The sequence below is a fragment of the Pedobacter polysacchareus genome (assembly GCF_019802255.1).
GTDB classification, from domain to species: domain Bacteria; phylum Bacteroidota; class Bacteroidia; order Sphingobacteriales; family Sphingobacteriaceae; genus Pedobacter; species Pedobacter polysacchareus.
In genome coordinates, this window is the sequence record NZ_JAHYSS010000002.1 from 605,652 (window position 1) to 629,817 (window position 24,166).

At 40.2% G+C, this 24,166-nt stretch carries 18 protein-coding genes; 13 read left to right on the top strand and 5 right to left on the bottom strand.

Translation table 11 applies throughout. From position 1 onward, the window contains the following. Positions 1 to 10: 10 nt before the first annotated feature. Positions 11 to 2,998, bottom strand: a complete 2,988-nt coding sequence (locus tag K7X70_RS06510) for a glycoside hydrolase domain-containing protein (protein ID WP_222536274.1) — start codon at positions 2,996 to 2,998, stop codon at positions 11 to 13. Positions 2,999 to 3,216: 218 nt separating this feature from the next. Between K7X70_RS06510 and K7X70_RS06515 the strand changes: the two genes are divergently transcribed. Next, positions 3,217 to 3,444, top strand: coding sequence for a hypothetical protein (locus K7X70_RS06515; RefSeq protein WP_222536275.1), 228 nt, complete (start codon positions 3,217 to 3,219; stop codon positions 3,442 to 3,444). Here K7X70_RS06515 and K7X70_RS06520 read toward each other — a convergent pair. Both K7X70_RS06520 and K7X70_RS06525 read right to left on the bottom strand, forming a co-directional pair. Then, entirely contained in the window at positions 3,434 to 4,021 is a 588-nt protein-coding gene (locus K7X70_RS06520; RefSeq protein ID WP_222536276.1) for a DUF417 family protein, read from the bottom strand. The two genes, K7X70_RS06515 and K7X70_RS06520, sit on opposite strands and share 11 nt — an antisense overlap. A 67-nt stretch (positions 4,022 to 4,088) precedes the next feature. Beyond that, positions 4,089 to 4,955: a helix-turn-helix domain-containing protein gene (locus K7X70_RS06525; RefSeq protein ID WP_222536277.1), complete on the bottom strand. Its 867-nt coding sequence runs from the start codon at positions 4,953 to 4,955 to the stop codon at positions 4,089 to 4,091. 220 nt (positions 4,956 to 5,175) lie between these two features. Here K7X70_RS06525 and K7X70_RS06530 point away from each other — a divergent pair, with 220 nt between their 5' ends. The 10 genes from K7X70_RS06530 (at position 5,176) to K7X70_RS06575 (ending at position 17,529) form a co-directional block, all read left to right on the top strand. Beyond that, complete coding sequence (locus K7X70_RS06530) at positions 5,176 to 5,817, top strand: Crp/Fnr family transcriptional regulator (RefSeq protein WP_222536278.1); 642 nt, start codon at positions 5,176 to 5,178, stop codon at positions 5,815 to 5,817. Between the two features lie 67 nt (positions 5,818 to 5,884). Then, the gene (locus K7X70_RS06535) at positions 5,885 to 6,679 is read left to right on the top strand and encodes a sulfite exporter TauE/SafE family protein (RefSeq protein ID WP_222536279.1); all 795 of its coding nucleotides are present in this window, start codon (positions 5,885 to 5,887) and stop codon (positions 6,677 to 6,679) included. Between the two features lie 69 nt (positions 6,680 to 6,748). Next, entirely contained in the window at positions 6,749 to 7,306 is a 558-nt protein-coding gene (locus K7X70_RS06540; protein WP_222536280.1) for a YeeE/YedE family protein, read from the top strand. A gap of 68 nt (positions 7,307 to 7,374) precedes the next feature. After that, complete coding sequence (locus K7X70_RS06545) at positions 7,375 to 7,788, top strand: DUF6691 family protein (RefSeq protein WP_222536281.1); 414 nt, start codon at positions 7,375 to 7,377, stop codon at positions 7,786 to 7,788. Between the two features lie 187 nt (positions 7,789 to 7,975). Then, a complete protein-coding gene (locus K7X70_RS06550) occupies positions 7,976 to 9,331 on the top strand; it encodes an MBL fold metallo-hydrolase (protein WP_222536282.1) in 1,356 nt (451 codons plus the stop codon). Between the two features lie 179 nt (positions 9,332 to 9,510). Next, on the top strand, positions 9,511 to 10,089 hold the full coding sequence (locus tag K7X70_RS06555; RefSeq protein ID WP_222536283.1) for an RNA polymerase sigma factor: 579 nt from the start codon (positions 9,511 to 9,513) through the stop codon (positions 10,087 to 10,089). A gap of 71 nt (positions 10,090 to 10,160) precedes the next feature. Further along, positions 10,161 to 11,312, top strand: a complete 1,152-nt coding sequence (locus tag K7X70_RS06560; RefSeq protein ID WP_222536284.1) for a FecR family protein — start codon at positions 10,161 to 10,163, stop codon at positions 11,310 to 11,312. Positions 11,313 to 11,624: 312 nt separating this feature from the next. Continuing rightward, entirely contained in the window at positions 11,625 to 14,855 is a 3,231-nt protein-coding gene (locus tag K7X70_RS06565) for a SusC/RagA family TonB-linked outer membrane protein (RefSeq protein ID WP_222536285.1), read from the top strand. Between the two features lie 100 nt (positions 14,856 to 14,955). After that, entirely contained in the window at positions 14,956 to 16,413 is a 1,458-nt protein-coding gene (locus K7X70_RS06570) for a RagB/SusD family nutrient uptake outer membrane protein (protein WP_222536286.1), read from the top strand. Between the two features lie 6 nt (positions 16,414 to 16,419). Next, entirely contained in the window at positions 16,420 to 17,529 is a 1,110-nt protein-coding gene (locus tag K7X70_RS06575) for a metallophosphoesterase (RefSeq protein WP_222536287.1), read from the top strand. A gap of 334 nt (positions 17,530 to 17,863) precedes the next feature. Here K7X70_RS06575 and K7X70_RS06580 read toward each other — a convergent pair whose 3' ends face one another. Then, positions 17,864 to 18,736 carry a LysR substrate-binding domain-containing protein gene (locus tag K7X70_RS06580; protein ID WP_222536288.1) on the bottom strand — a complete coding sequence of 291 codons (873 nt, stop codon included), beginning with the start codon at positions 18,734 to 18,736 and terminating at the stop codon, positions 17,864 to 17,866. A 133-nt stretch (positions 18,737 to 18,869) separates the two neighbouring features. Here K7X70_RS06580 and K7X70_RS06585 point away from each other — a divergent pair, with 133 nt between their 5' ends. Next, entirely contained in the window at positions 18,870 to 20,090 is a 1,221-nt protein-coding gene (locus K7X70_RS06585; protein WP_222536289.1) for an MFS transporter, read from the top strand. A 57-nt stretch (positions 20,091 to 20,147) separates the two neighbouring features. Then, positions 20,148 to 22,313 carry a S46 family peptidase gene (locus tag K7X70_RS06590; RefSeq protein ID WP_438268956.1) on the top strand — a complete coding sequence of 722 codons (2,166 nt, stop codon included), beginning with the start codon at positions 20,148 to 20,150 and terminating at the stop codon, positions 22,311 to 22,313. Between the two features lie 577 nt (positions 22,314 to 22,890). Here K7X70_RS06590 and K7X70_RS06595 read toward each other — a convergent pair. Then, positions 22,891 to 24,072, bottom strand: a complete 1,182-nt coding sequence (locus K7X70_RS06595) for an AIR synthase related protein (protein ID WP_222536291.1) — start codon at positions 24,070 to 24,072, stop codon at positions 22,891 to 22,893. Positions 24,073 to 24,166: the final 94 nt, after the last annotated feature.

Consider the following 24,166-nt stretch of genomic DNA (forward strand, 5'->3'; position numbering starts at 1 on the left):
TATGAAAGCTTTATTTCTCCTTGATGACCAACATCCAGCCTTTACCTGCGGAAACAGGGATCTCCTGATCTGCGGTAAAACTTGCTGCAGGCTTGAAGTTTTTTATCTCCGCTGCGGTGATGCTGGCCTTCTCAGGATCGATACCTAGTGCTTTCCAATCAATCGTTAAACGAATGCTGACATCAGTTGGTGCCCAGCTGGCCATTGATACCAATGCAGTTTTATCTTTCTTATAAATGGTAACCGGTACATTGGCATTATTGCTCTTCACCGGATTATTTTCTACCCAGTAACCGATCATTTTACTACCCTGCATACCAAAGTTATCCCATGCTTTCCAGATCGGACGTGGGTCTGCACCATCGCTCCATGGCATCCTGTTGGTCATGCCATACAACATTCCTCTCCAGGCATTCCCGCCATCCTGTAACATTTCACCCATCAGGCCGAAAGGAATACCAGATACTTCTGTTAAAAAGAAATCAGGACTGTTCTTGTCGTAATAGAAATATTCGCCGAACCATAACCTGTTCAGGTAAGGGAAATGCTCCATATATAAGTTGGCACTATTGTTAAAACCATCGCTTTTATTATACTGATTTGCCGAGTGTAAATCGATGATTCCCGGATGCCCGTCTTTTGTCAATACTCTTTTTATTCTTTTCATGGTGGTACGGTCAAAAGCAACATCATCCAGGTAAATCCCGTCGATGCCTACATTTTGTACCAGCCAATTCATACCTTCCACATAGTAGTTGTGCCACCTGCTCATGCCACTGTTGACCACTGCTGCATCTTTAATTTCCGGTACATACCAGGCAGCGATATAATCCTTGCCCAGGTGTTCCTGAAGCCAGGAATAGCCTCCGCCATTTCCAGGGGAATAAATTTCATGTCCCAGACTTCTTAAGGGGAAGGTTTCATAAGCACTGTTGGATAGCTCACGAACAGTATTGTAAATCTTTACTTTTAAACCTTTCAGATGCGCTTCATTGATGTATGATTTCATCTCTTTATGCGCGATAAAAGGATAATTGATATAAGGGTTGATCGGCGTGGCGTGGTGGATATTGATCAGGTTGGCACCCGTAGCTTTGATCGTATCCAGGTTATCATATTTATGATAAAAGCGGTTACTCCATTGAAAATCGGTATTGATCGGGTGGAAAGGCGTAATGAGCAAATTAAAATTGTAATACAGCGTGTCGCCCTTTTTCATGATTTGTTCACCGCTGTAATTATCCGCTAAAATCGCTTTTCCTTTTTTAAACACCTGGATGCCTCCTTTACCTTCATTACCCCAGGAAGTAGGGAGCAGCAAAGGTTTTTGCAAATAGAAATTGGTGTTCAGGGGACGGACGTAATGGTTGTCTTTTAAGGTGTATTGCAAGCCTGCATTAACGTCGCCGATCCATGCGCCATCCTGATTTTTGTGGGCTACATCCCATTTCCATTTTAAGGAATCCGGCCTGTTTCCACCTTTTAAACCAAGCCCCATCATGTATTTCGAAGCCTCTGGTGTAAAAGGAATGTGCAGGCGGACATCATTTAGTTTCAAGTCTTGCATGGCGATCACTTTCACGGTATAAGAAAGGAATCCATCAAATTCTATCGTCCCTTCGACTTCCATTTTCAGGCTGTCGGAAGTGTTACTGGTATTCCATTTTACTGTTCCCGGCTGTTGTTCGGTGAAGGTCAATGGGCCGTTTTTCCAGACGATGTCTTTGCCTTTGCTGTTTTTCACATGAAAATGAATCGGTTCCGTTAGGATATCCTTTCCTGTTTTAGAAAATTCAGTCATTTCCGGCGTAAAGAAAGTCTGGATCTGCGCTGGAAATCCGTCTTTGTTTAAGGCTACTTTTCTACCTAATAATGAAATGCTTTGGTCTTTGACCACTAATGGAATATAAGGAGCAATGACGTCGTTTTTCTGTGCAAGGGTAGAGTTTAACCAGGTTAAACGGGTTTGCTTCCAGGGCTCGCTGATGCCGCCATCTGCTAAGGTTTGGTTGCTAACGGTTAAGTTCAGCTGGATTGCTGTAGCCGGAACGCCATTGGCAGTTACGGTGACCGTACCAGTATAAATTCCGGGAACGGTATTCTTTGGCAAATTGGCCAATACCCAAAGGGCCTGAACCTGAGCTTTGGCAACATCAACCGTTTTATGCAAGGTTTGTGTATTCCAATTTTTGCCATCAGTATTCAGGCAGGAGAGGATGCTGGCCGGTAAGCTTGCCCCGGTTTTGCTTTTAAGGTCGGTAAATTTTAGCTGTACGTTTTTTAAGTCTTGTTTTACCGGAAAAATGCCCAGTTGAAAGGCATAGTTTTCTCCCTTTGCCGCGGTACCTGAAAACTGAGCTTTCCAGCCTTTTAAGATCCAGCGCTGCGGCAGGTCGTCGGTCATTTTTATCGGATTTAAGCGGTCTTCAGGAAATACAAAATAAGCTTGCTGCGGATGTGCTTTGATGAGGTCTTTGGTCTCTTTTGCAGTAGCAATGACTTCCATCGGATAATTGCTGTTCATGGCATTCACCGATTCAATTTCCTGGACTTTTACTGCAGCCAGATTTGCAGTTGCTGAAGGCCAGGAAGGATTGTTATTGGCTTTTCTTTGCAGGTAAATGGCATTTGGGTAATTGGAACGACCATCTACTTTGTAGGGCTGATAATACACATAATAAGTTCCAATTCCGGAGCTCGGTTCAAAATAAATGGTGCCTTGTTCCCTGTTGATTTCCCCAATCTTCAGTTGTTTGACCCTCTGATTGGTTTTCGCATCTACCACCCAGATTTCCTTTAATTCCGGTTGTAGATCCCTTCTGCGCCATGGAATGATGGCCTTAGCGACGGTTCCATTACTGGTGACCTGGAGCACTACGCGGTGGTTTCCCAGGGAGTCTGGATTCCAGGCGTCTTTTCCATTGGTATATTTCAGTTCCTGTGCCGATGCAGCTCCGGCTAGAAAAACCAAAATAAATGGGACAAAGTATTTTTTCATAAAAACGGTTGTGTTGATTTTATATTAAAATTAGGTGTTATTATATCAAGCTGTGATAAAAAATCAACGCAATCGTTTGTGTAAGTGTATAAAGCGAATAAATGGTGTTTTTTGAGGAATCAGAAGGATCTTCAAACATTGTATAAACGATTGATGTTGTTGAGATCAGGTTAGGGAAGTTAAAAGGTTGTCAACGATGTGTTTAATCCAGTAATCTAATGAAAAGAACAAGTATAGTACTCGTCATTTTAGGGATTGTCATGATCATCTCCGGAATACTGACGTCTCGCGATTTAAACCATGTAAATGTCGTTGATGATCATGCAAGGCAGATTTATGTGAATAGGATCAGATCTTTTCCCTGGGAAGCATTTTTAGGAGGTGTATTTATTGTAGCTGGGCTAGTGTTTTATATTGCTGATGTCAGAAGAAATCCTAAACCTTAACAAGCTGCTTTTTATCAATCAGGTATTGTCTGGCAGAATCACATAAGGCTGCAAAAGCCCCTGCCATCATAATGAGGTCTTTTATGACCAGCCTGCCACGTGCAGAAAGGAGCGGGAAACCATGATTAGGATCGCCAAGATCCGGTACCCAGGAGTCTTTTGTGGTGATTAAAAAGGATAAAGTAACGAGGGACATCAGTATAACCAATGCTGCTCCAGCCATTCCAATAGCCGGCTGATAGGTATTTAACAAGAGCATGATGCCCATTAAAACAAGTACTGTACCTAATCCGTAAGAAAATAAATAAGTATGGTTGGCGGTATGCCAGGCGATTTTCTCTGGATTTGCTTCGCCCTCTTTCTGCATATAAGGTTTATATTCAGATGGGCTTGCATAAAAGAAGGACATCATTGGAGAATTGGCGACAAATGGTACGATCCCCTCGGCTTCATAATTGTAAACTTTTAAACCACCAATCCAAATCAGGACAATGGCAATTGCAATGCGAATTAAACGAATACTTAGCGAAGATAGACCCGACAAGGTTTGAAGGAAGGCAGTAAATTGACCAGACATAGAAATATATATTGAGCTGGTAAAGTTCGCAATAATGGAAAGATCAGGCCATGGACAATACCTGCGATTACATGGACAAATCAGCCACTATTGAAATCCCCGTCTTTTCCCGGAAGATCTGCGGTGATACACCTGTCATCTTTTTAAAGAAGCGGCTGAAATAGTATTCATCTTCGAAATTCAGGGCATAAGCAACTTCTTTAATACTCTTCCTGGTCAGGTGTAACTGTTTTTTAGCTTCCAGTATCAGGCGTTCCTGAATCAGGATGGTAGGCGTTTTTCCGAAATATCTTTTGCAGCGTTTGGTAAAAGTATTGGGGTTGAGGTGGAGTAGCTCCGCATAATCTGCAGGTTTTCTAAGGTTCAGGAAGTTTTCTTCTAATGCGTTTTGAAAGGCTTCCATCAACTCTTCTTTTACTGGCTGTATTGCTGACGGTTTTGATTTTAATTTAATGCGGCTGGATTGTGCCAGAAACAATTGAAGGTAGGCGGTAAGAACTGCCTCATTGGGTTGTTCCTGGTTGAGTTCAGCCTTCAACTGGCCAAGCAAATGCTCAAAAGATTGCGCTTCTTGCAGATTTAATTTGATCGAAGGTTCCAGGAAAATGTTGTTAAACAATAAGCCATTACAAGCTACTTCCGCTTTATGGTAGGCAATGCAGTAAAAATCACCATGAAACTGCAGCAGCATCACTTTCGTTTTTGGGATCTCTTTAAAATAAATGGTCTGAAATGGGGTGGCGAAAAAGATAACTGGTCCCTCAAAAGAGAAGTTCCCGAAATCTGCTTGAAAAGAACCCTTTCCTTTGGGAATTAACAGAATGGTATAGACCGGATAGGATACAGGTTCTCCAAGTTGCTTCGCAGAAATCTGCTGAAGCGACAACAAGGGGGCACCTGAAACTGAAATGATCTTTTTTTCTGTATATTTCAATGTTTTATGTTTTTAGCAATTGGCTAAATTTAGGGAATAATTAAAGGCCAATCAATTCAAATTAGCATAACTCCTGCATTTAAGCTGGTTTCTGAAACGAGTTTCTAAATTAAGAATCAGGAATAGGACTAAGATCAAATCAGAGAATGGATTAAAAGATAGCGCTGATTAGGGTAACGAAACCGGTTTAAAATATCAGAAATACCACAAAAATAAAAATATGAATTCTTCAAATATCAGTCAGTATATCAATACGCTTTTTCCTCAATTTGAACCAGCCTTAAAAGAGAAGTTGATGGAGCAGGTGGTGATTAAATCAATTAAAGCTGGAGAACACCTGATGCAAACCGGACAGTATTTTAGGTCTACAGTTTTAATTGTATCAGGGAGGGTGAAACTGTATAGAGAAGGTACAGATGGAAATGAATTTTTTATGTATTATCTGCAGCCAGGAGATGCTTGTGCGCTGTCTATGATTTGTGCTGCAAAACAAGAATCCAGCGGAATCATGGGAAAAGCCATTGAAGACAGTATTATTTTGATGGTGCCAATCGCCTTAATGGACAACTTGATGAAGCAGTTTCCAAGCTGGTATTATTTTGTAATGGAAACTTACCGCTCCAGATTTGAAGAGCTATTAGAGGTGATCGATAGCATTGCTTTTAAAGGGCTTGACGAAAGGTTAGAGTTTTATTTAGAAAAACAAAAGCAGCAACTCCAAAGTAACCAGCTTAACCTGACCCATCAGGAGATTGCTTCCGACCTGAATTCTTCAAGAGAAGTGATCTCCAGATTACTCAAGAAAATGGAGCAAAAGGGCGAAATTAAGTTGTATAGGAACTATATTGAACTGATAAAATAAAACTGGGTGACTTTTGTCACCGTAAGTCAGGTGCAGAATCTATAGCTTTGTCCTAAAGGAATTAAATATGGAAGTTGTTGCATACCTGGCCTCCGCGCTGATAGGTATTTCATTAGGATTAGTAGGTGGCGGTGGATCGATTTTAACGGTTCCTGTATTGGTGTATTTGTTTGGTGTTTCGCCACTGCTGGCCACTTCTTATTCCTTGTTTATCGTAGGGAGTACAAGTCTGGTGGGTGCCTGGCAGAATTATAGAAATAGCCAGGTACAGGTAAAAACAGCACTATTGTTTGGATTGAGTTCCGTGACCACCGTATGGCTGACCAGAAAATTCTTAATTCCTGTGATTCCGCATCATATTGCTTCCTTTGATCATTTTCAATTGACTGAAAGGATGTTGATGATGGGGCTTTTTGCAGTACTGATGGTGATTGCTGCAATTGCCATGATCAGAAGCGGAAAGGATAAAACAGTGGAACATGTGGCTGTGAAAAGTCAAAACCTTGCTAAACTTATGGTTTTTGGCGTTGGAATTGGCTTAACAACTGGTTTGCTAGGCGCTGGAGGAGGGTTTTTGCTAATTCCTACCTTAGTGGTGTTATTGGGTTTGCCCATGAAAGAAGCCATTGGCACCTCTCTTTTTATTATCGCTCTTAATTCCTTAATCGGCTTTTCCGGTGATTTTGGTCATTTTCAAATCGATTGGGTATTTTTATTAAAGATCACAGGGATCGCTATTGTCGGGATTTTTATAGGTGCTAATATGAGCAAGAAGCTGGATAGCAGGAAGCTGAAAATTGGTTTCGGATGGTTTGTATTGGTCATGGGTGTTTACATATTGACCAAAGAGCTTCTTTATTAAAAACTACTGTTTTTTGCATTTGAAATGGGGACTGACAGTAATAAATATTTAACAGAAAATAATAATATAATGATAGAATTTATAAAACAACCCTGGCCCTGGTATTTTTCGGGCTTCATGATTGTGGTGATTATGCTATTACTCAATTTTTGGGGTAAATCCTTTGGGTTTTCCTCCAATTTAAGGACGATTTGCAGCATGACTGGTGCAGGTAAAAAGCTGAAGTTCTTTGATTTCGACTGGAAAGCCCAGCGCTGGAATCTGATGTTTTTGATCGGTGCTATTATTGGAGGCTGGATTTCTAAAGAATTTCTAGCCAACCCCAATTCGCTGGATTTATCAGCGGCTACAATAAAGGATCTTCAGGTAATGGGAATTCATTTTAATGGAGGTCTAAATCCTGATGAGCTATTTTCTTTGGAGGCATTAGGATCGCTGAAAACCTGGATTTTGTTGCTTTCAGGAGGCATTCTGGTTGGTTTTGGATCCAGATATGCTGGTGGCTGTACTTCCGGTCATGCGATTTCAGGCTTGTCGAACCTTCAATTGCCTTCTCTGGTTGCCGTAATTGGCTTTTTTATCGGCGGGTTATTGATGACCTGGCTGATCTTACCTTTCTTGATCTAAGAAACAAAAAACAAGGCTTATTTAGCAGCATACTCAGTAAAACAATAAAAAATTATTAAAGAAATCACATGAAATCATTAAAATATATACTTGCCGGCATCCTTTTCGGCATCATCATGAGTAAATCGGAAGCAGTTTCCTGGTTCCGAATTCAGGAAATGTTTCGTTTTCAATCTTTTCACATGTATGGCATCATCGGAACTGCAGTGGTACTCGGTGTCATTGCCGTTTTCCTGATTAAAAAATTTCATTTGAAAGATTCAGAAAATCAGCCGATTGTATTCTCTGAAAAAAACAAACAGTATAAAAAATATATCATTGGGGGTATAATTTTCGGTCTGGGATGGGCACTAACCGGTGCTTGTCCAGGCCCGATGTTTGTGAACCTTGGTTACGGTTATTTAACGATGGCAATTGTTATTTTTGGGGCTTTACTCGGAACTTACCTTTATGGATTGTTAAAAGATAAACTGCCGCATTAAATGAAAATTTAGAAAGGCCAGTAATGATGGCAATCTATTGATTTTTAGAATTTGATGACGATTTTTTGACCAATCACACAGTGCATGGTGATATTAGTCACAATAGACCTGTGTTTTAATGTTGAAATTTGTATAAGATCAACGCTGATAAGGCAAATGATTAAGTTTTTAAGTTAAATAAATAAAGATGATTATAGAACAGTTTAAAGATGAGTTTTTAGCACATTATAGCTATGCAATACTGAGCGAATGTGAGCGAAAAATCGTATTGATTGATCCTGCGCGTAATCCTGAACCGTATTATGAATTTGCAAAGAAATTTGAGGCTCAGATTATTGGGGTAATAGAAACGCATCCCCATGCCGATTTTGTGAGTAGCCACCTGGAAATTCATGAAACTACCGGTGCCAAAATATATGCCCATAGCTTAACTGGTGTTGCTTATCCGGTGCATCATTTTGATGAAGGGGAGACACTTAGCTTTGGTAAAATAAAATTAACCAGTATCCATACGCCAGGTCATTCTCCGGATAGCATTTCTATATTGCTGGAGCATGATGGGAAAGCTAAAGCAGTTTTTACTGGTGATACCTTGTTTATCGGTGATTGCGGCAGGCCGGATTTAAGAGAGTCGGTAGGCAGCTTGCAGGCGAAAAGAGAAAAACTCGCCCTGCAAATGTACCATTCACTAAGAGATAAATTGATGGTGCTACCGGATGACGTAATCGTGTATCCTGCACATGGTTCCGGTACCTTATGCGGTAAAGCTTTAAGTACAGCAAATTCGAGTACGATCGGAGCGGAAAAAATCAGCAATTGGTCACTGCAGGAAATGACAGCAGATGATTTTATTAAAGAACTGACCACCGATCAGCCATTTATTCCTAAATATTTCGGTTATGATGTAGACCTGAACAGAAAAGGTGCAGCTCCTTTTAGGCCCTTAGTAGATCAGGTTGAAATTATCAACCAGCCGGAACTGGAAGAAATTAATGCCACCATTATCGTAGTAGATGCCCGTTCTGAAGCTGATTTTAAAGCTGGTCATTTTCCTGGAGCAATTAATATTGTATACGGTAAAAAGTTCGAAACCTGGCTGGGCAGTATCATCAGACCCGGAGAACATTTCTATTTAACGGCTTCAAGTCCGGCACATTTAAAGGAGTTAATTGAGCGGACTGCAAGTATCGGATATGAAGGCTTTATTGAAGCCGCTTTTGTAACGCATTCCGGTGATGTATTGATGCCTTTATTACCTTTGGAATGCTTTATTGCCAATCCTGAAGAGTTTACTATTATCGATGTCAGGAATGAAAATGAAGTGAAAAAGAAAAAAGTGTTCGCCAATTCGACAAACATTCCTTTAGGAGCGCTTAGAGAAAGGCTCAAAGAAGTACCTGCTGATAAACCGATTGTGGTGCATTGCGCAGGTGGCAGCAGAAGTGCCGCTGGAAGTAGTATTATTGCTGCTGAATTTGGCGCGAGAATCCCTGTTTATGATCTTGGTACAGTGGTTAAAGATTTCGCAAAAGAAGAAGATTAATCGCTTTTCATTCCTGTAGCCAATTAAATAAGCCCCAGTGAAATTGTTTGTATGTTGTTCATAATTAACATTTTATTGGGGCTTAACAATTTGTTCATACCGCTGCGGACTAATTTTTACAGAAAAAATAATTAATATTGAGGAGGATCTTCCTGAAAAATGGGAATGAATCCTCTATAATGACTTCGTACACCGCCTTAGCTGATACTGATTTAGTTGCCCATTTGAAAGAGGGTGACAAGGCTGCTTTTACCGAAATTTACAACCGGTATAAAGGCTTATTGTACATCCACGCCTATAACAAACTCAGAAATCAGCCCGAAGCGGATGATATAGTTCATGAGCTTTTCGCCAGCCTCTGGACCAAAAGAAACGACCTGGTTTTAAAAACACATCTTTCCGGTTACCTTTATCAGGCAGTTAGAAACAGGATTATCGATTTGATTTCCCATAAAAAGGTAGCTTCGGAATACATGGTTTCCCTGCAGTATTTTATTGACCATAGTGAAGCCCAGACTGACCATTTAGTAAGGGCTAATGAACTGACAGCCCTGATCGAAAAAGAAATCACCGCACTGCCGCCAAAAATGAAAGCAGTTTTTGAACTGAGTAGAAAGGCTAACCTTAGCCATAAGGAGATCGCTGTGCAATTGGACCTTTCAGAATCTACCGTCAAAAAGCATGTCAATAATGCGCTTAAAATCCTCAGAGGGAAGTTCGGTATTGTTATTTATTTGCTGTACATCGGCTATAGATAAAAAAAATCATTTTTTTTTACGCCCAAGGTCCAGGCTAACCGTCTATAAGGTAATTAGCGGTTAAAATTGGTATGCAGGCAAAAGAATTATTAGACAAATATAAGGCAGGAAATTGTACAGATGCGGAAAAGGCAATTGTAGAAACCTGGTATCTGAAATTCACAAACGAAGGAGCGGAGTTAGCGTCCTCGGATCTGGAAGCAGCGACCGACAGAATATGGGACAGGTTACCCATTCATGACACCGCAGAAATACCAGTTAAAAAAACTCTTTTATGGCCGCGTATTGCTGCTGCCGCTGCCGTTTTAATGGTTGCAGGCGTCGCCTTGTATCTTTTCAGTAACAGCAACGCCTCCAATACACTGGCAGATTTATCCGCTGAAGAGAATTATGGCATCAAAAAGCCTATTCTTCCAGGCGGTAATAAAGCAGTATTAACCCTTGCCGATGGTCAGCAGATTACACTGGATGAAGCTGGAAACGGTAAACTAGCTGAACAATCGGGCATCACTATTACTAAAGCCAAGGACGGCCAGCTGGTGTATACGGTTTCCGCAGCGCTAAAATCTAATGCAGTAAAAACGGCGATGAATAGCATTGCGACTCCTAAAGGCGGACAATACCAGATTAATCTTCCTGATGGCACTAAAGTTTGGCTCAATGCCGCATCTTCTTTAAGTTATCCTACTGCATTTACTGGAGAAAATAGAGCGGTAAGTTTAACTGGAGAGGCATATTTTGAAGTAGCCAAAGCAAATCCTTCCCAAACTTTCAAGGTATCTACTGGTACACAAACAGTAGAAGTGCTTGGAACTCATTTTAATATCAACGCTTATACAGATGAGCCAAGTACGAAAACTACGTTATTGGAAGGCGCAGTAAAAGTATTTAGTAAAGAAAGAGAAGACCGTTCCTTAATTCTGAAACCTGGACAGCAATCAGCATGGACTGGAAATCAGTTCCATATTAATTATGGCAAGGAAAAAGAAGCTGTGGCCTGGAAAAATGGCGTGTTTAAATTTGAAGATGCTGATCTGGAAAGTGTAATGCGTGCTGTAGCACGTTGGTATGATTTAGATGTGACCTATGAAAAGGGGCTTCCTGCCAGACAATTCTCAGGAGAAATTGACAGAAATAGTAACCTGTCGCAGGTGCTGGATATCCTGAGCTTCTTTAAAGTACATTTCCGTGTAAATGGAAAACAAATTATAGTAACCCCTTAAAAAGGGATCCCAATTGAAACTTATCAATACCAAACCATACTTACCAAACAAACCCATTTAAGATGAAAACAAAACTACGAGAGCATTAACACCACAAGGGGTAAACGGCGTCTTTTTCAAGATATAAAGAACCGCAGAAGTGTTCGAGCACAACTGCGGTAAATGCTGAGTTAACCCTTCCCGGCAAAGATCCGGGACAAACAATTTGCAAACTATTCACGGTATTAACCCAAACATTACAAAAGTATGAATTTTAATGCTATTACTACAGCTATGTCCAAGACTTGGCTGCCCCCTAAATTGCTACTGATTATGAAGTTGACCACCATCTTGTTGTTTCTGGCTTTTATGCAAGCCAGTGCAAAAGGATATAGCCAAATCAATTTAAAAGAAAAGAATGCACCACTGGAAAGGATTCTAGAATCTATTAAAAAACAGACGGGTTATGTTTTCTTTTATGACAGCAATGATGTCCGCCAAACCAGGATGTCTATTGAGGTAAAAAATGCTTCACTTGAAACGGTATTGAGAGAATGTGCAAACGTGCTTCCCTTAACTTTTAAAGTGGTAGGTAATAATGTATTGCTAAGAAGAAAAGATCTGGCCATTGCGATGACTAATGATGCCTTCAAAATGATGGTATTAAAAGGAAAAGTATTGGATGAGATCGGAAAACCTCTTCCTGGTGTGAGCATTGTGCTGACCAGTGATGATTTTAAACAAAGTGCGCAAACTAATGGTAATGGAGAATATTCCTTTAACCTTTCAAAATCTGGTAAATATCAGGTGACTGCGTCTTTTGTTGGTTATGAAAAATTTGTGTCCAATGTTGAGGTTAAAAACGCAGATGTAATGGCTAACATTACCATGGTTCCTTCTAATCAGGACCTTGCAGAGGTCATGGTTGTTGCTTATGGTACACAAACAAAAGCTTCTTATACAGGATCTGCGAAGATGTTAAAATCGACCGTGATCAACGGTAACCCAAATGTGAGTATTCAGGAAACTTTGCAGGGAAATGTAGCTGGTGTAGCTGTTTCAAGCGGATCAGGACAGCCTGGTGCCGTACCTAATGTAAGGATTCGTGGTATTGGCTCTGTTTCTGCAGGTAGCAGCCCACTTTATGTAGTGGATGGTATTCCTTTGGAATCCGGACAAATCAATAGCTTGAATAACTTCGACGTTGAGTCGGTAACGGTATTGAAAGACGCTGCAGCAGCTTCAATGTACGGTTCCAGAGCAGCAAATGGTGTAATTTTAATTACAACTAAATCTGGTACTGCTGGAAAAACAGTGATCAGTGCCTCTGCTCAGGTAGGTTCAAATAAGGTAACTAAAGTTAAAGGTCATGACTTGTTGAATACCAATGAAATGCTGGAATTATTAAGAGAGGGATGGGCAAATAAGAAAAATGACCCTACACTTTTTGATAAACAAATGGCTATTGATGGCGTAAATCCTAATGTAAACACAGATTGGTTTGATTTACTGACGCGCAATGGTAACTATTCTCAATTTGACCTTTCTGCAAGTGGTGGTACTGAAAAAACAAAGTTTTATGTTTCAGGAAGTCACTATGTAGCTAAAGCAGCACTATTGGGTTCAGAATTCACACGTAGTACAGGAAACTTGAAATTGACGAACCAGGCGACTGATAAGTTGTCATTTTCTGGTGGTTTACAAGTGAATTATCGCAAAAACCAAAGTCAGGCAGATGGCGGAACTTTTGGAAATCCAGTACGTATGTACACACTTTATCAGCCTTGGTTAAGAGCCTATAAAGATGATGGTACTTATGATTTCAGCTATTATAACAATTATAACCCAATGGCTCAGGTAAAAGAGAGCTTCGATAAAACCAATGCTTATGGTATGCTGGGTAATTTCTTAGTGAAATACCAGATCTTGCCTTCTCTATCTATTGAGAATCAAAGTAACATCAATTTCTTGTACAGAGAAATGATTAAATATAATAAATCTGGTGTAGGTACTTCGCGTTCAGATGGTGGTAGAGCAACTAATTCTACTGATAGAATGAGTAACTTTGTAAACACCCTGATTCTTCGTTACAATGAAACGTTTGGTGATTTTGGCTTGAAAACCTATGCGGGTTATGAAGAACAAAGCGTTGACGAAGTAGCAAACTACGTTTCTAAACGTAACTTCCTACCTAATACTTATACTTTAGACAATGCTTCTATTCTGACTGCTGGTGGATCTACTGCAACAGGTAATTCTTTAACTTCAGTCTTCTTCAATGCTTCATTTGATTATTTATCGAAGTATTATTTAAGCGTTTCTGCACGTCGTGATGGTTCTTCCAGATTCGGTTCACAAAAAAGATATGGTAATTTCTTCGCTCTTGGTGCTTCATGGAACATCAGCAAAGAAAACTTTATGCAGAAACAGGATGTGATTTCTGATTTACGATTCCGTACCAGTTACGGTGTAAATGGAAACCAGGACATTGGTAACTTTGATTCCAGAGCGTTATACAATGGCTCTAGCTATGACAATGCACCAGGTTTAGTCCTCTCTAACTACGGAAATAATTTGCTGACCTGGGAGAAAAATAAACCCTTCAATGTGGCCCTTGATTTCGGTGTATTGAACAACCGTTTAACAGGTACTTTTGAATACTATACCCGTGCAACTTCAGATTTGTTATTGGACAAGCCGATTTCATCTACCAATGGGGTAACTAGTTTCACGGATAATATCGGTGCAATGAGAAACTCAGGATTGGAACTGGAATTAAACAGTGTCAATGTGAAACCTGACAACGATGGTTTTGGCTGGAATACCAGTTTCAACATCTCTACAATGAAAAACAAAATTACCGCATTAAACGCCCCGATCGTGAGTGGTGGTTATAACCGTTTTGTAGGTGGTGATTACTATCAATTGTATCTGGTGGGTTATGCTGGTGTAGATCCTTCAAATGGAGATGCATTGTGGTATAAAGATGGTTCAAAAACTGAAACTACCAACGACTATAACAAAGCGACTCAGTTTAATCAAGGCAGTGCTTTACCGAAAGTATTTGGAGGTTTAACGAATGCCTTTACTTACAAACGTTTCTCATTGAGCTTCATGCTGTACTTCAACTTAGGCAATAAGATCTTTGATAACTATGGTGCAACAAGTTTCAGCGATGGTTCGGGAGGTTTTGCTCCAACTACAAAGATGACACGTTACTATTACGAGAACAGATGGACACATGAAGGTCAGATCACAGATCAGCCTAAAGTGGTTTTCAATGGTACACAATCAGGTTCTTCTTCTCAAAGTTCTACACGTTTCCTTTATGATGGCGACTATGTGCGTTTGAGAGATGTGACCCTTGGTTATCAATTGCCAGATCAGTGGATCAAAAAACTAAACTTATCTAGTGCAAGGATTTATTTCAGAGCGAACAACTTGTTTACTTACATCAGAGATAAACGTATCAGCTTCGACCCTGAGGTAGGTATTGAAGGATTTGCAGATAAAAATATCCCTATTTACAAAACTGCCCTTCTAGGTCTTGATCTTAAATTTTAATTACAGCTACAGATGAAACCTGCATAAGCATCCCACTTCCCCAAAAGTAATGAATATGCTTATGCAAGCTTCATAACCATTAAAAGACAACCATATTCTGATGAAAATGATAAAATATACTTCAAAAATATTACCATTACTTGTGGTAGCCTTATCCTTTGGCGCTTGTAAAAAGGACTTGCTTAACATTAATCCTCAGCAGCAAACCGATGTGGAACTGGTAGTGATTGATTTACCAACCACTAAAGCTGCGGTAATGGGTACATACGGACTTTTACAGTCTTCTGCCTATTATGGTCGTACCATGATGATCTTGCCGGATTTAATGGCAGATAATATGTATATCAGCAGGAAAAACTCTAAAAGATATACCAATTACGATCAATATACGGTAGCCACAAATGATAGTTATTCAGCTGCAACCTGGAATATCTTGTACCGTACTGTAGTGAACGCGAACATCATCATTTCTAAGGGAAAAGCATTAACCGTTCCGGAAACAGAAGCTGCTGAAGTAAATCACCTGATTGGAGAAGCTCACGTGTTAAGGGCATTGGCTAATTTTGATTTGGTACGTCTATATGCTGCACCTTATAACGCGACTCCAGATGCCAGTCATATTGGTGTGCCGGTTGTAAGCGTAAGTGGTACCAGCAAGGAAGATATCATCAGCCCAAAAAGAAATACGGTAAAAGAAAGTTATGACCTGATCGTAGCTGATTTAAAAAGAGCGGTAGAAATTTTGCCAATTGCTCCGGTAGGATTTACAGCGAGCAACAAAGGTCATATTGGTCGTTTTGCTGCTGAGGCCTTGTTAGCAAGAGTATATCTGTATATGGGCGACTATGTAAATGCAGAGCTTGCCGCTACAGACGTAATCACTAATGGTAAATATACTTTGCTAAGCAATGCCAATTACCTGAATTTCAGAGTTCAAAATAACTCGGAGTCAATCTTTGAAGTGGTTTTCAATACCACCAGCAACAATGGTACAGACGCTTTATCTAACTTCCTGACGCAAGGAGGAAGTTATGGTGATGGCCTGGCCACCGAAAATTTATTCAATGCTTACAAAGCAACGGATGCAAGAAGAGGTTTTGTGGTGAAAGGTAAAAGAACTGGTTCAGGTGGTGAAGATCCTGCTTATGTAATCACGAAATACAATAATATCAGTACTTATGAGGAAGGTATCAAAGTGATCCGCCTTGCAGAAGTTTACCTGATTCGTGCAGAAGCCAGAGCAAAACAAAGTGGAAAGGATGCTTTAGCAGCTGCTGATCTTGATGTGATTGCGAAACGTGCAGATTTAACAGCTACTACAACTACGGCAACCGGACAAGCTTTAATCGACCTGATCATGAATGAAAACAGGAAAGAATTTGCTTTTGAAGGACACCGTCTGTTCGACTTAACGCGTAATAAATTGGCTTTTACTAAATATGGTATGAGTGATTTTGTGCTTCAAGTCCCTAATAATTCTTTGAAAACCGTTCTTCCAATTCCTTTGAGAGAGATGAACGCAAATCCGAATATGGAACAAAACGAAGGTTATAAATAAGGTGTTATGAAATTACTAACGATGGCCTTGCCGATGGTTTTCAGCTTCCTAAGTTTGTCTGCCAGCGCCGCTGCTCCTTCTGGAGACGGTCCTTATGTGCTGTATAAAAACAACCAGATTGAAGTCAGGAGCATTGTGATGGAAAATGGAGTACAGAAAGTGAAACTGGAAACTTATCCGCTCAGTAAAAAAACTGAGGTGCCGGTAAAGGTGGAGTTTTCTGAGCATCCGGAATGGAATTTCTCCCTGAAATTACAATCCGTACTGAAGAATGAACAGGCAGAATTTAAGCAGCCGGATAAGCTGCTTGCCCTTTCTGACATAGAAGGAGAGTTTGAAGCATTAAGAAAGCTGCTGCTGGCTAATAAGGTGATGGATGAGCAATACAACTGGACCTTTGGTAAAGGACAACTGGTGATCTGTGGTGATTTATTTGACCGCGGACAAGAAGTGCCGGCTACCATCTGGCTGCTGTATAAGCTCGAGCAGGATGCGAAAGCCAAAGGAGGGTATTTACATACCATTCTTGGCAATCATGACATCATGAACCTAAGCGGCGACCTGCGTTATGTAAAATCAAAATATTTCGACAACGCGAAGCTGATGGGCCTGGATTATATTCAGTTATACGGTCCTGATGCTGAGCTTGGACGATGGTTAAGAAGTAAAAACCTGATCGAAAAGATTGGTGATTACCTTTGTCTGCATGCAGGCGTAGCACCTATCATCAATACTTTGAAGATGAGTTTAAAAGACATCAATAACCGGTGCAGACCTTATTATGATCAATATAAAAAACCAGGAATGATTCCTGATAAAGAGGTCATGATGTTCTTTGATGGTACACGTTCTTCTTTATTCTGGTACAGAGGCTACTTTGTAGAACCTAAAGCGACTGAGGAGGAAGTAGATCAGACTTTGGCGCTGTATAAGGTGAAAACCATTATCGTTGGCCATACAATTACCGATACCAATGTAGGCTTTTACTATAAAGGAAAGGTGCTAGGAATAGATGTGAATCAGCATGCAGGAAAGCATGAAGGTGCTTTATACGAAAATAAAGCCTGGTATAAAATTGATACAACAGGTCGAAAAACCAATATTGGAACCTATTAAATAGGTGGATTCCTTAGAGGGAATCATCATCCAAATTCAAAAGCAAGCCGTCTCATCGTCAATTATGAGGCGGCTTTTTTTTTGCTCTTACTCCTTACTGTGGTTAAGTTTAGTACTGGTTCAGTAGTCAGGCTTTATTAATTGGTGTTTATTTGTTAATTAATTATTTAATTTGGTGTTATTATCAATAATTTGTGTTAGTTTTAATCTTTGTAGTTAAAGAGAACAGGATATTTTGATAATACTGGCAATAATTTCTGTCGGTCGCTAATGAAAAAAGGCTTATCAAATACATTCCGGGGGGAGTGAAATATCTTGATATTTGTCCGCTCTCTTATACTATCTTCAGCAGCTCTTCTATAAAAAGAGTTGCTGATTTTTTTCTAAAAACGCCTTTCTGCCATAAGATATAAGCTTCTTTATACAGCTCTTTTCCGGTAATCGGTATGGCAACCAGATCTTCCCAGCCAGTAATGGTTTTCTCATTGATAATGGTGACCCAATTTCCGGTATCCACTAAAGAAAGGAGGGAATGTGTATCATTCATCTCTATTTTAATGTTCGGAATAATATTGTTTTTCTTGAAAATTTCGTCCAGCATATCCCGAGAGCTGAATCCTTTGTTTGCTAAGATCATTTCCGTTTGTGCCAGTTCTTTTAAAGAGATCTTGCTTAATTTCGCTAGGGGATGCTTTTTGGAGGTCACCATCTTTATCCTGGAAGAAAACAGCGATTGCATCTCTAATCCTTCATTATCGGATTGCTCATGAAAGGCCAGGATAAAATCAAGGTCTGCCGTTTTTAGCCGGGCTTCCAATTCGCCGGCAATGCCAGATTCTATATGTAGTTTAATGCCAGGATATTTATTGGAGAACGGGGTGAGAGAGGGTAGAAGTAAAGAAATGAAGGCATACGTAACGCCAATTCTCAACTCTCCATTTACTAGGTTGTTCAGTTCAAAAATGGCTTGCTTGGATTTCTTGATCTCCAGCATAATTTGCCTGGCATGGTTTAGAAATAGCTTGCCAGCCTCTGTCAGCTGTACATGCTTGCCCACCCGGTCGAATAGCAGCATTCCCAGTTCTTCTTCCAGCTGTTTTACTTGCTGTGATAAGGTGGATTGGGTCACAAAACATTGCTCCGCAGCTGCGGTGAAATGCAGCAGTTCTGCCGCCTTGATGAAATAATTGAGCTGTCTGAATTCCATATTATTCTCGGTTTTAAAATGGATATTATCGATCGTTAAAACTAATCAATATCATTAAAACTATCAATTTTACAAATATATTCTTTATCCCGAGATTTGTGGTGTGACAAAAAAAGCTTACAAATAAATTCGCATGACATTATTTCGATCACTCAAATCCCGCAACTTTAAACTGTTTTTTTACGGACAATCTATCTCCCTGGTGGGTACCTGGATGCAGAAGACGGCGGTGAGTTGGTTGGTGTATCAGCTCACAGGATCTGCGTTATTACTGGGGGTGGTTGGTTTCGTGAGTCTGATTCCTTCTTTATTGTTATCACCTTATGCGGGAAGTCTGGTAGATCGCCATAACCGTTATCGAATTTTGGTGCTCACACAGATCGCTTCAATGCTACAGGCAGGAGCACTGGCCGGGATCATATTTTTTGGCTATCATAATATCCTCCTCATCGTTGCACTGAGTTTGATTCAAGGCATCATCAATGCTTTCGATATGACTTGTCGACAATCGATTATGGTGGAAATGGTAGATCATAAAGAAGATTTGCCAAACGCAATAGCACTCAATTCTACCATGGTCAACTTTGCCAGAATCGCTGGCCCTGCCGTTGCTGGAATCATTCTGAGTACATTTGGTACAGACTTTTGCTTCATTTTGAACTTCCTGAGCTATATCCCCGTATTGATCTGTCTGTTCATGATGCGACTAAAAGCAGTGGAAATCATAAAATCAGAGAAAAGTATCTGGAAAGAGCTGGATGAGGGATTTAAATACGTTTCCGGAGATAAAAATCTGAGCAGTATGTTGATCATGATCGGCTTGAGCAGCTTGTTTGTCATCCCATTTAATACCTTGATGCCCATCTTTGCCAAAGATATTTTTAATGGGGATGCCAGAACTTTCAGCTGGTTTGAGAGTGCTGCCGGATTAGGCTCCATCATCAGTGCGGTATACCTGGCTAACCGGAAACACAGCAATGGGCTCATGAAAATGGTGACAATCGCCGGTGGAATCCTGGGGGGTAGCCTGCTGTTTCTGGCCTATGCGCCGCAATTACCATTCGCCTTGTTTTTCATGACACTTACAGGAATAGGAATGATGGCACAAACATCGGCCATCAATACTTACATACAAACACATGCCATTCCAGAGATGCGTGGCAGGGCCATCAGTTACTATGTAATGGCTTACCAGGGCATTCTTCCTATCGGCAGTCTGCTGATTGGCTGGATGGCTAATGTGATGGGCCCTAGACCAGCCATCTTTTTAGAAGGACTGATTGGCATTGCAGCTACTTTGGGTTTCATGATTTATAGAAGTAAATCAGTGCAAAGAAAGACGGTAACCGTGTAATGTATACCTATTAATGGTCGCAATTACTTAACTTTGGTATCAAAACTAATTTATTATATCATGAGAAAAACAGTTTATCTGCTGTTGTGTGCACTGGTTATGTCCTTTGCGAACACAGTTAAGGCAGATGAAGGGATGTGGATCCCGATGCTGATAGGAAAGAACTATGAGCAAATGAAGAAACAGGGTTTTAAGCTAACCGCAAAAGACCTTTACAATGCAAATGGCTCCAGTCTGAAAGATGCAATCGTTCATTTCGGTGGATTCTGTACTGGTGAGATTGTTTCCGATAAAGGATTGATCTTTACCAATCACCATTGTGGTTACGATGCAATTGCCTCAAATTCTACTCCTCAGAATAACATCCTTGACAATGGTTTCTACGCTAAAAATTATGGCGAAGAGAAGCCTATCGACGGGTTATTTGTGAAATTCCTATTGAAAATGGAAGATGTAACTCCTCAGGTTGAAGCCGCTACAAAAGGCCTGACCGGTGCTGAGAAATCTTCTAAAATGCTGGAAGTATTCAATACGATCGCTAAAGCCGCTGTAACTGGTCCAACGATCGAAGCGAATGTGAAAGATTTTTATAAATCTAACCAGTTTATCCTTTTTGTATACGAGCGTTTCGACGACATTCGTTTGGTAGGTGCGCCTCCTCAAAATATTGGTAAATTTGGTGGTGATACGGACAACTGGGAATGGCCACGTCAGACCGGTGATTTCTCTGTGTTCAGAGTTTATGCCGGTAAAGACAATGCGCCTGCAAAATATACAGCAGCGAATGTTCCTTATACTCCTAAAAAATTCCTTCCTGTTTCTATCAAAGGAGTGAAAAATGGTGATTTCTCGATGGTTTATGGCTATCCTGGTCGTACTGACAGATATTTAACTTCTTATGGTGTGGATTTAGCAACTGAAAAAGTAAGTCCTACGATCGTTAAATTACGTGATATCCGCCTTAAATCCTGGAAACAGGAAATGGATAAAAGCGTGGATACCCGCTTGAAGTTGTCTTCTCAATATGCAAATATTGCCAACTACTGGAAATATTATATCGGTCAGACGGAACAGTTGAAAAGACTGAAAGTTGCCGATTCAAAAAGAAAAGAAGAGAAAGCTTTCACGGATTGGGCAGCTCAGAAAACTGAATTCGCCGGTCTGATGGAACAATATGCTCAGATCTATAAAGAAATCGACCCGATCTCTGTACAACGTACCTACATCAATGAAGGGTTTATGGCTTCTGCATGGGTGCCTAACGCAATTACTATCGTACGCTCTTTTGCCGCGTTAGATCAGAAAAAAGGAGACGCTGCTTTCGCTGAAAAAGTAAAAGCAAGCCTTCAGACTGCTGCAAATGCTTATGAAGAAACTTATGTCGAAGCTGCTGATAAAAAGATCTTCGCTAAGATCCTAGCTAGTTTTTACCAGGATGTTCCTGTAAAATCTCAGCCTAAATTCTTCGCGGAAATCGCAGAGAAATACTGGACAGGAAACCCTGAAACTACTTTCGAGAAGTTCGCAGATTACCTATGGGAAAATAGTAACCTGATTAAACCAGCGAAATTGAAAGCCTTTATGGCTAAAAACCCATCTATCGATGAGGTTAAAGCCGATCCAGCTTATAAATATGCGGCCAACGTATATCCTCCAGATTATATCAAAACCAATTTCGGTTCTTTAGTAGCTGATTTTGAAAGCAAAAAAGCAGATCTTGATCACCTGTATTTAAAAGCTACCCTGGAAAAAAACAAAGGTAAACTGATGTATCCAGATGCAAATTCTACCATGCGTCTTTCTTATGGGAATGTTCAGGACTACTCTCCGAAAGATGGTATCGTGTATAAAACGACCACCACTATCGATGGTATGATGCAAAAATACATCCCTGGCGACAGTGAGTTTGACCTTCCTGCCAACCTGATCGAAAACTACAATAAAAAGAATTTCGGTCAGTATGGTAATGATGGTACTTTAACGGTAAACTTTATCACCAACAATGACATTACTGGCGGTAACTCAGGTTCTCCTGTCATCAATGGTAACGGGGAGTTAATCGGTCTTGCTTTCGACGGTAACTGGGAAGCAATGAGTGGTGATATCGCTTTTGATAAGAAATTCAAACGTACGATCTGTGTAGATGTACGCTACGTATTGTGGTGTATTGACGTGTTGGGTGGTGCGAAAAACATTATCAATGAACTATCTATAAAAAAATAAAGAAATGTTCCTCTTTTCCTACCCGAATCTTTGCTGAAGAGCAAACCTTCGCACGTAGTCAAAGAGGAACATCCTTTATTTTAACAAGAGTAATTCCGTATTATAATTATCTGTCCAGCAGGTTGTTTGGTTATGGTGCAGGAAAAATAGAAAGGGATCAGACGCCAAGTCTGATCCCTTTTTTATAGGTTGGATATTTTCTTTTAACAGATTTTATTTCAGCATCTATGGCTAATTGTAAGCCTTATATAACAAGCCAGGTTTAGTGTTTTTTAATAAACCGGGCTATAACCCTATTTAATACACGCTGTTTAATGCATCTTGTTCAGCTTCCTGGTAATAAATAACTTTTCTTTTTAACTCTTTTGTTCGAATGCAGGGAAGAATAATTAATGTTAAAAAAAGGAATATCTTCTCAGAAAAGGCTTAGAAGGTTTTGCGCCCTTCAGCGCAAGGCTTTCCGCCTTTGAGAACCGAGGTGTTCTTTTTTTATTTCCTTAATTTCACAAAACAAGAAAACCGGCAATTAAATCACCGGTTTCCTTTTATAAATCACGCTTTTCAGCGAAATGAAATCTTAGTTGTAAACAAACGTACCTTTTTCGCTTGCTATAGTCACTTGTTTCTGCTCAGAAGCTTCCACACGTCCAATAATCTGCGCATCAATATTGAAGCTTTTAGAAATGGCGATAATATCCTCAGCAATTGCTGCAGGAACATATAATTCCATTCTATGGCCCATATTGAATACTTTATACATTTCTTTCCAATCTGTGCCAGACTGCTCCTGAATTAGCTGGAACAGTGGAGGAACAGGGAACATATTGTCTTTAATGATATGAACATCATCATTTACAAAGTGAAGCACTTTAGTCTGCGCTCCGCCACTGCAATGAACAAGTCCGTGAATCTGACTTCTATATGCGGTTAAAATCTGTTTGATCACCGGGGCATAAGTACGTGTAGGAGAAAGTACCAGTTTTCCAACGGTAATTTCTGTATCCTCATCAATTTTAATGGTATCCGTTAATTTTTTGCCACCAGAAAATACCAGGTCAAAAGGAACAGAAGGATCAAAGCTTTCTGGGTAGCTTGTGGCCACCGACTTATCAAAAACATCATGTCTGGCAGATGTAAGCCCATTAGAACCCATACCACCGTTATATTCAGTTTCGTAAGTAGCTTGTCCGGAAGACGAAAGACCAACGATTACATCACCAGCCTGAATCTTATGATTGCTAATGATCTTTTCTCTTTCAATTCTGCAGGTTACCGTAGAATCCACAATGATGGTGCGGACAAGATCGCCTACATCAGCAGTTTCACCGCCTGTAGAGTAGATCGAGATGCCTAGTTCTCTAAGTTCAGCAAGGATTTCTTCAGTACCATTGATGATTGCAGCAATTACTTCGCCTGGGATCAGGTTTTTGTTACGTCCGATAGTAGAAGATAAAAGGATTTGGTCTGTAGCTCCTACACAAATCAAATCGTCGATGTTCATGATGATGGCATCCTGAGCAATTCCTTTCCATACTGAAATATCACCTGTTTCTTTCCAATATACGTAGGCTAGGGAAGATTTAGTTCCGGCACCGTCTGCATGCATAATGTTGCAGAATGCATCATCATTCCCTAAAATATCAGGTATGATTTTACAGAAGGCTTGCGGAAAAATACCTTTATCTATATTCTTGATGGCTTGGTGCACATCTTCTTTTGACGCAGAAACGCCACGTTGGTTGTACCTGTTATCACTCATGTTGTTGCAAAGATAGGGAAACGGCCGAATGTTGAGGCCTTAACCATAAAAAAATAACCCTTCAAAATTCATTGAAGGGTTATAAAAACTAAAA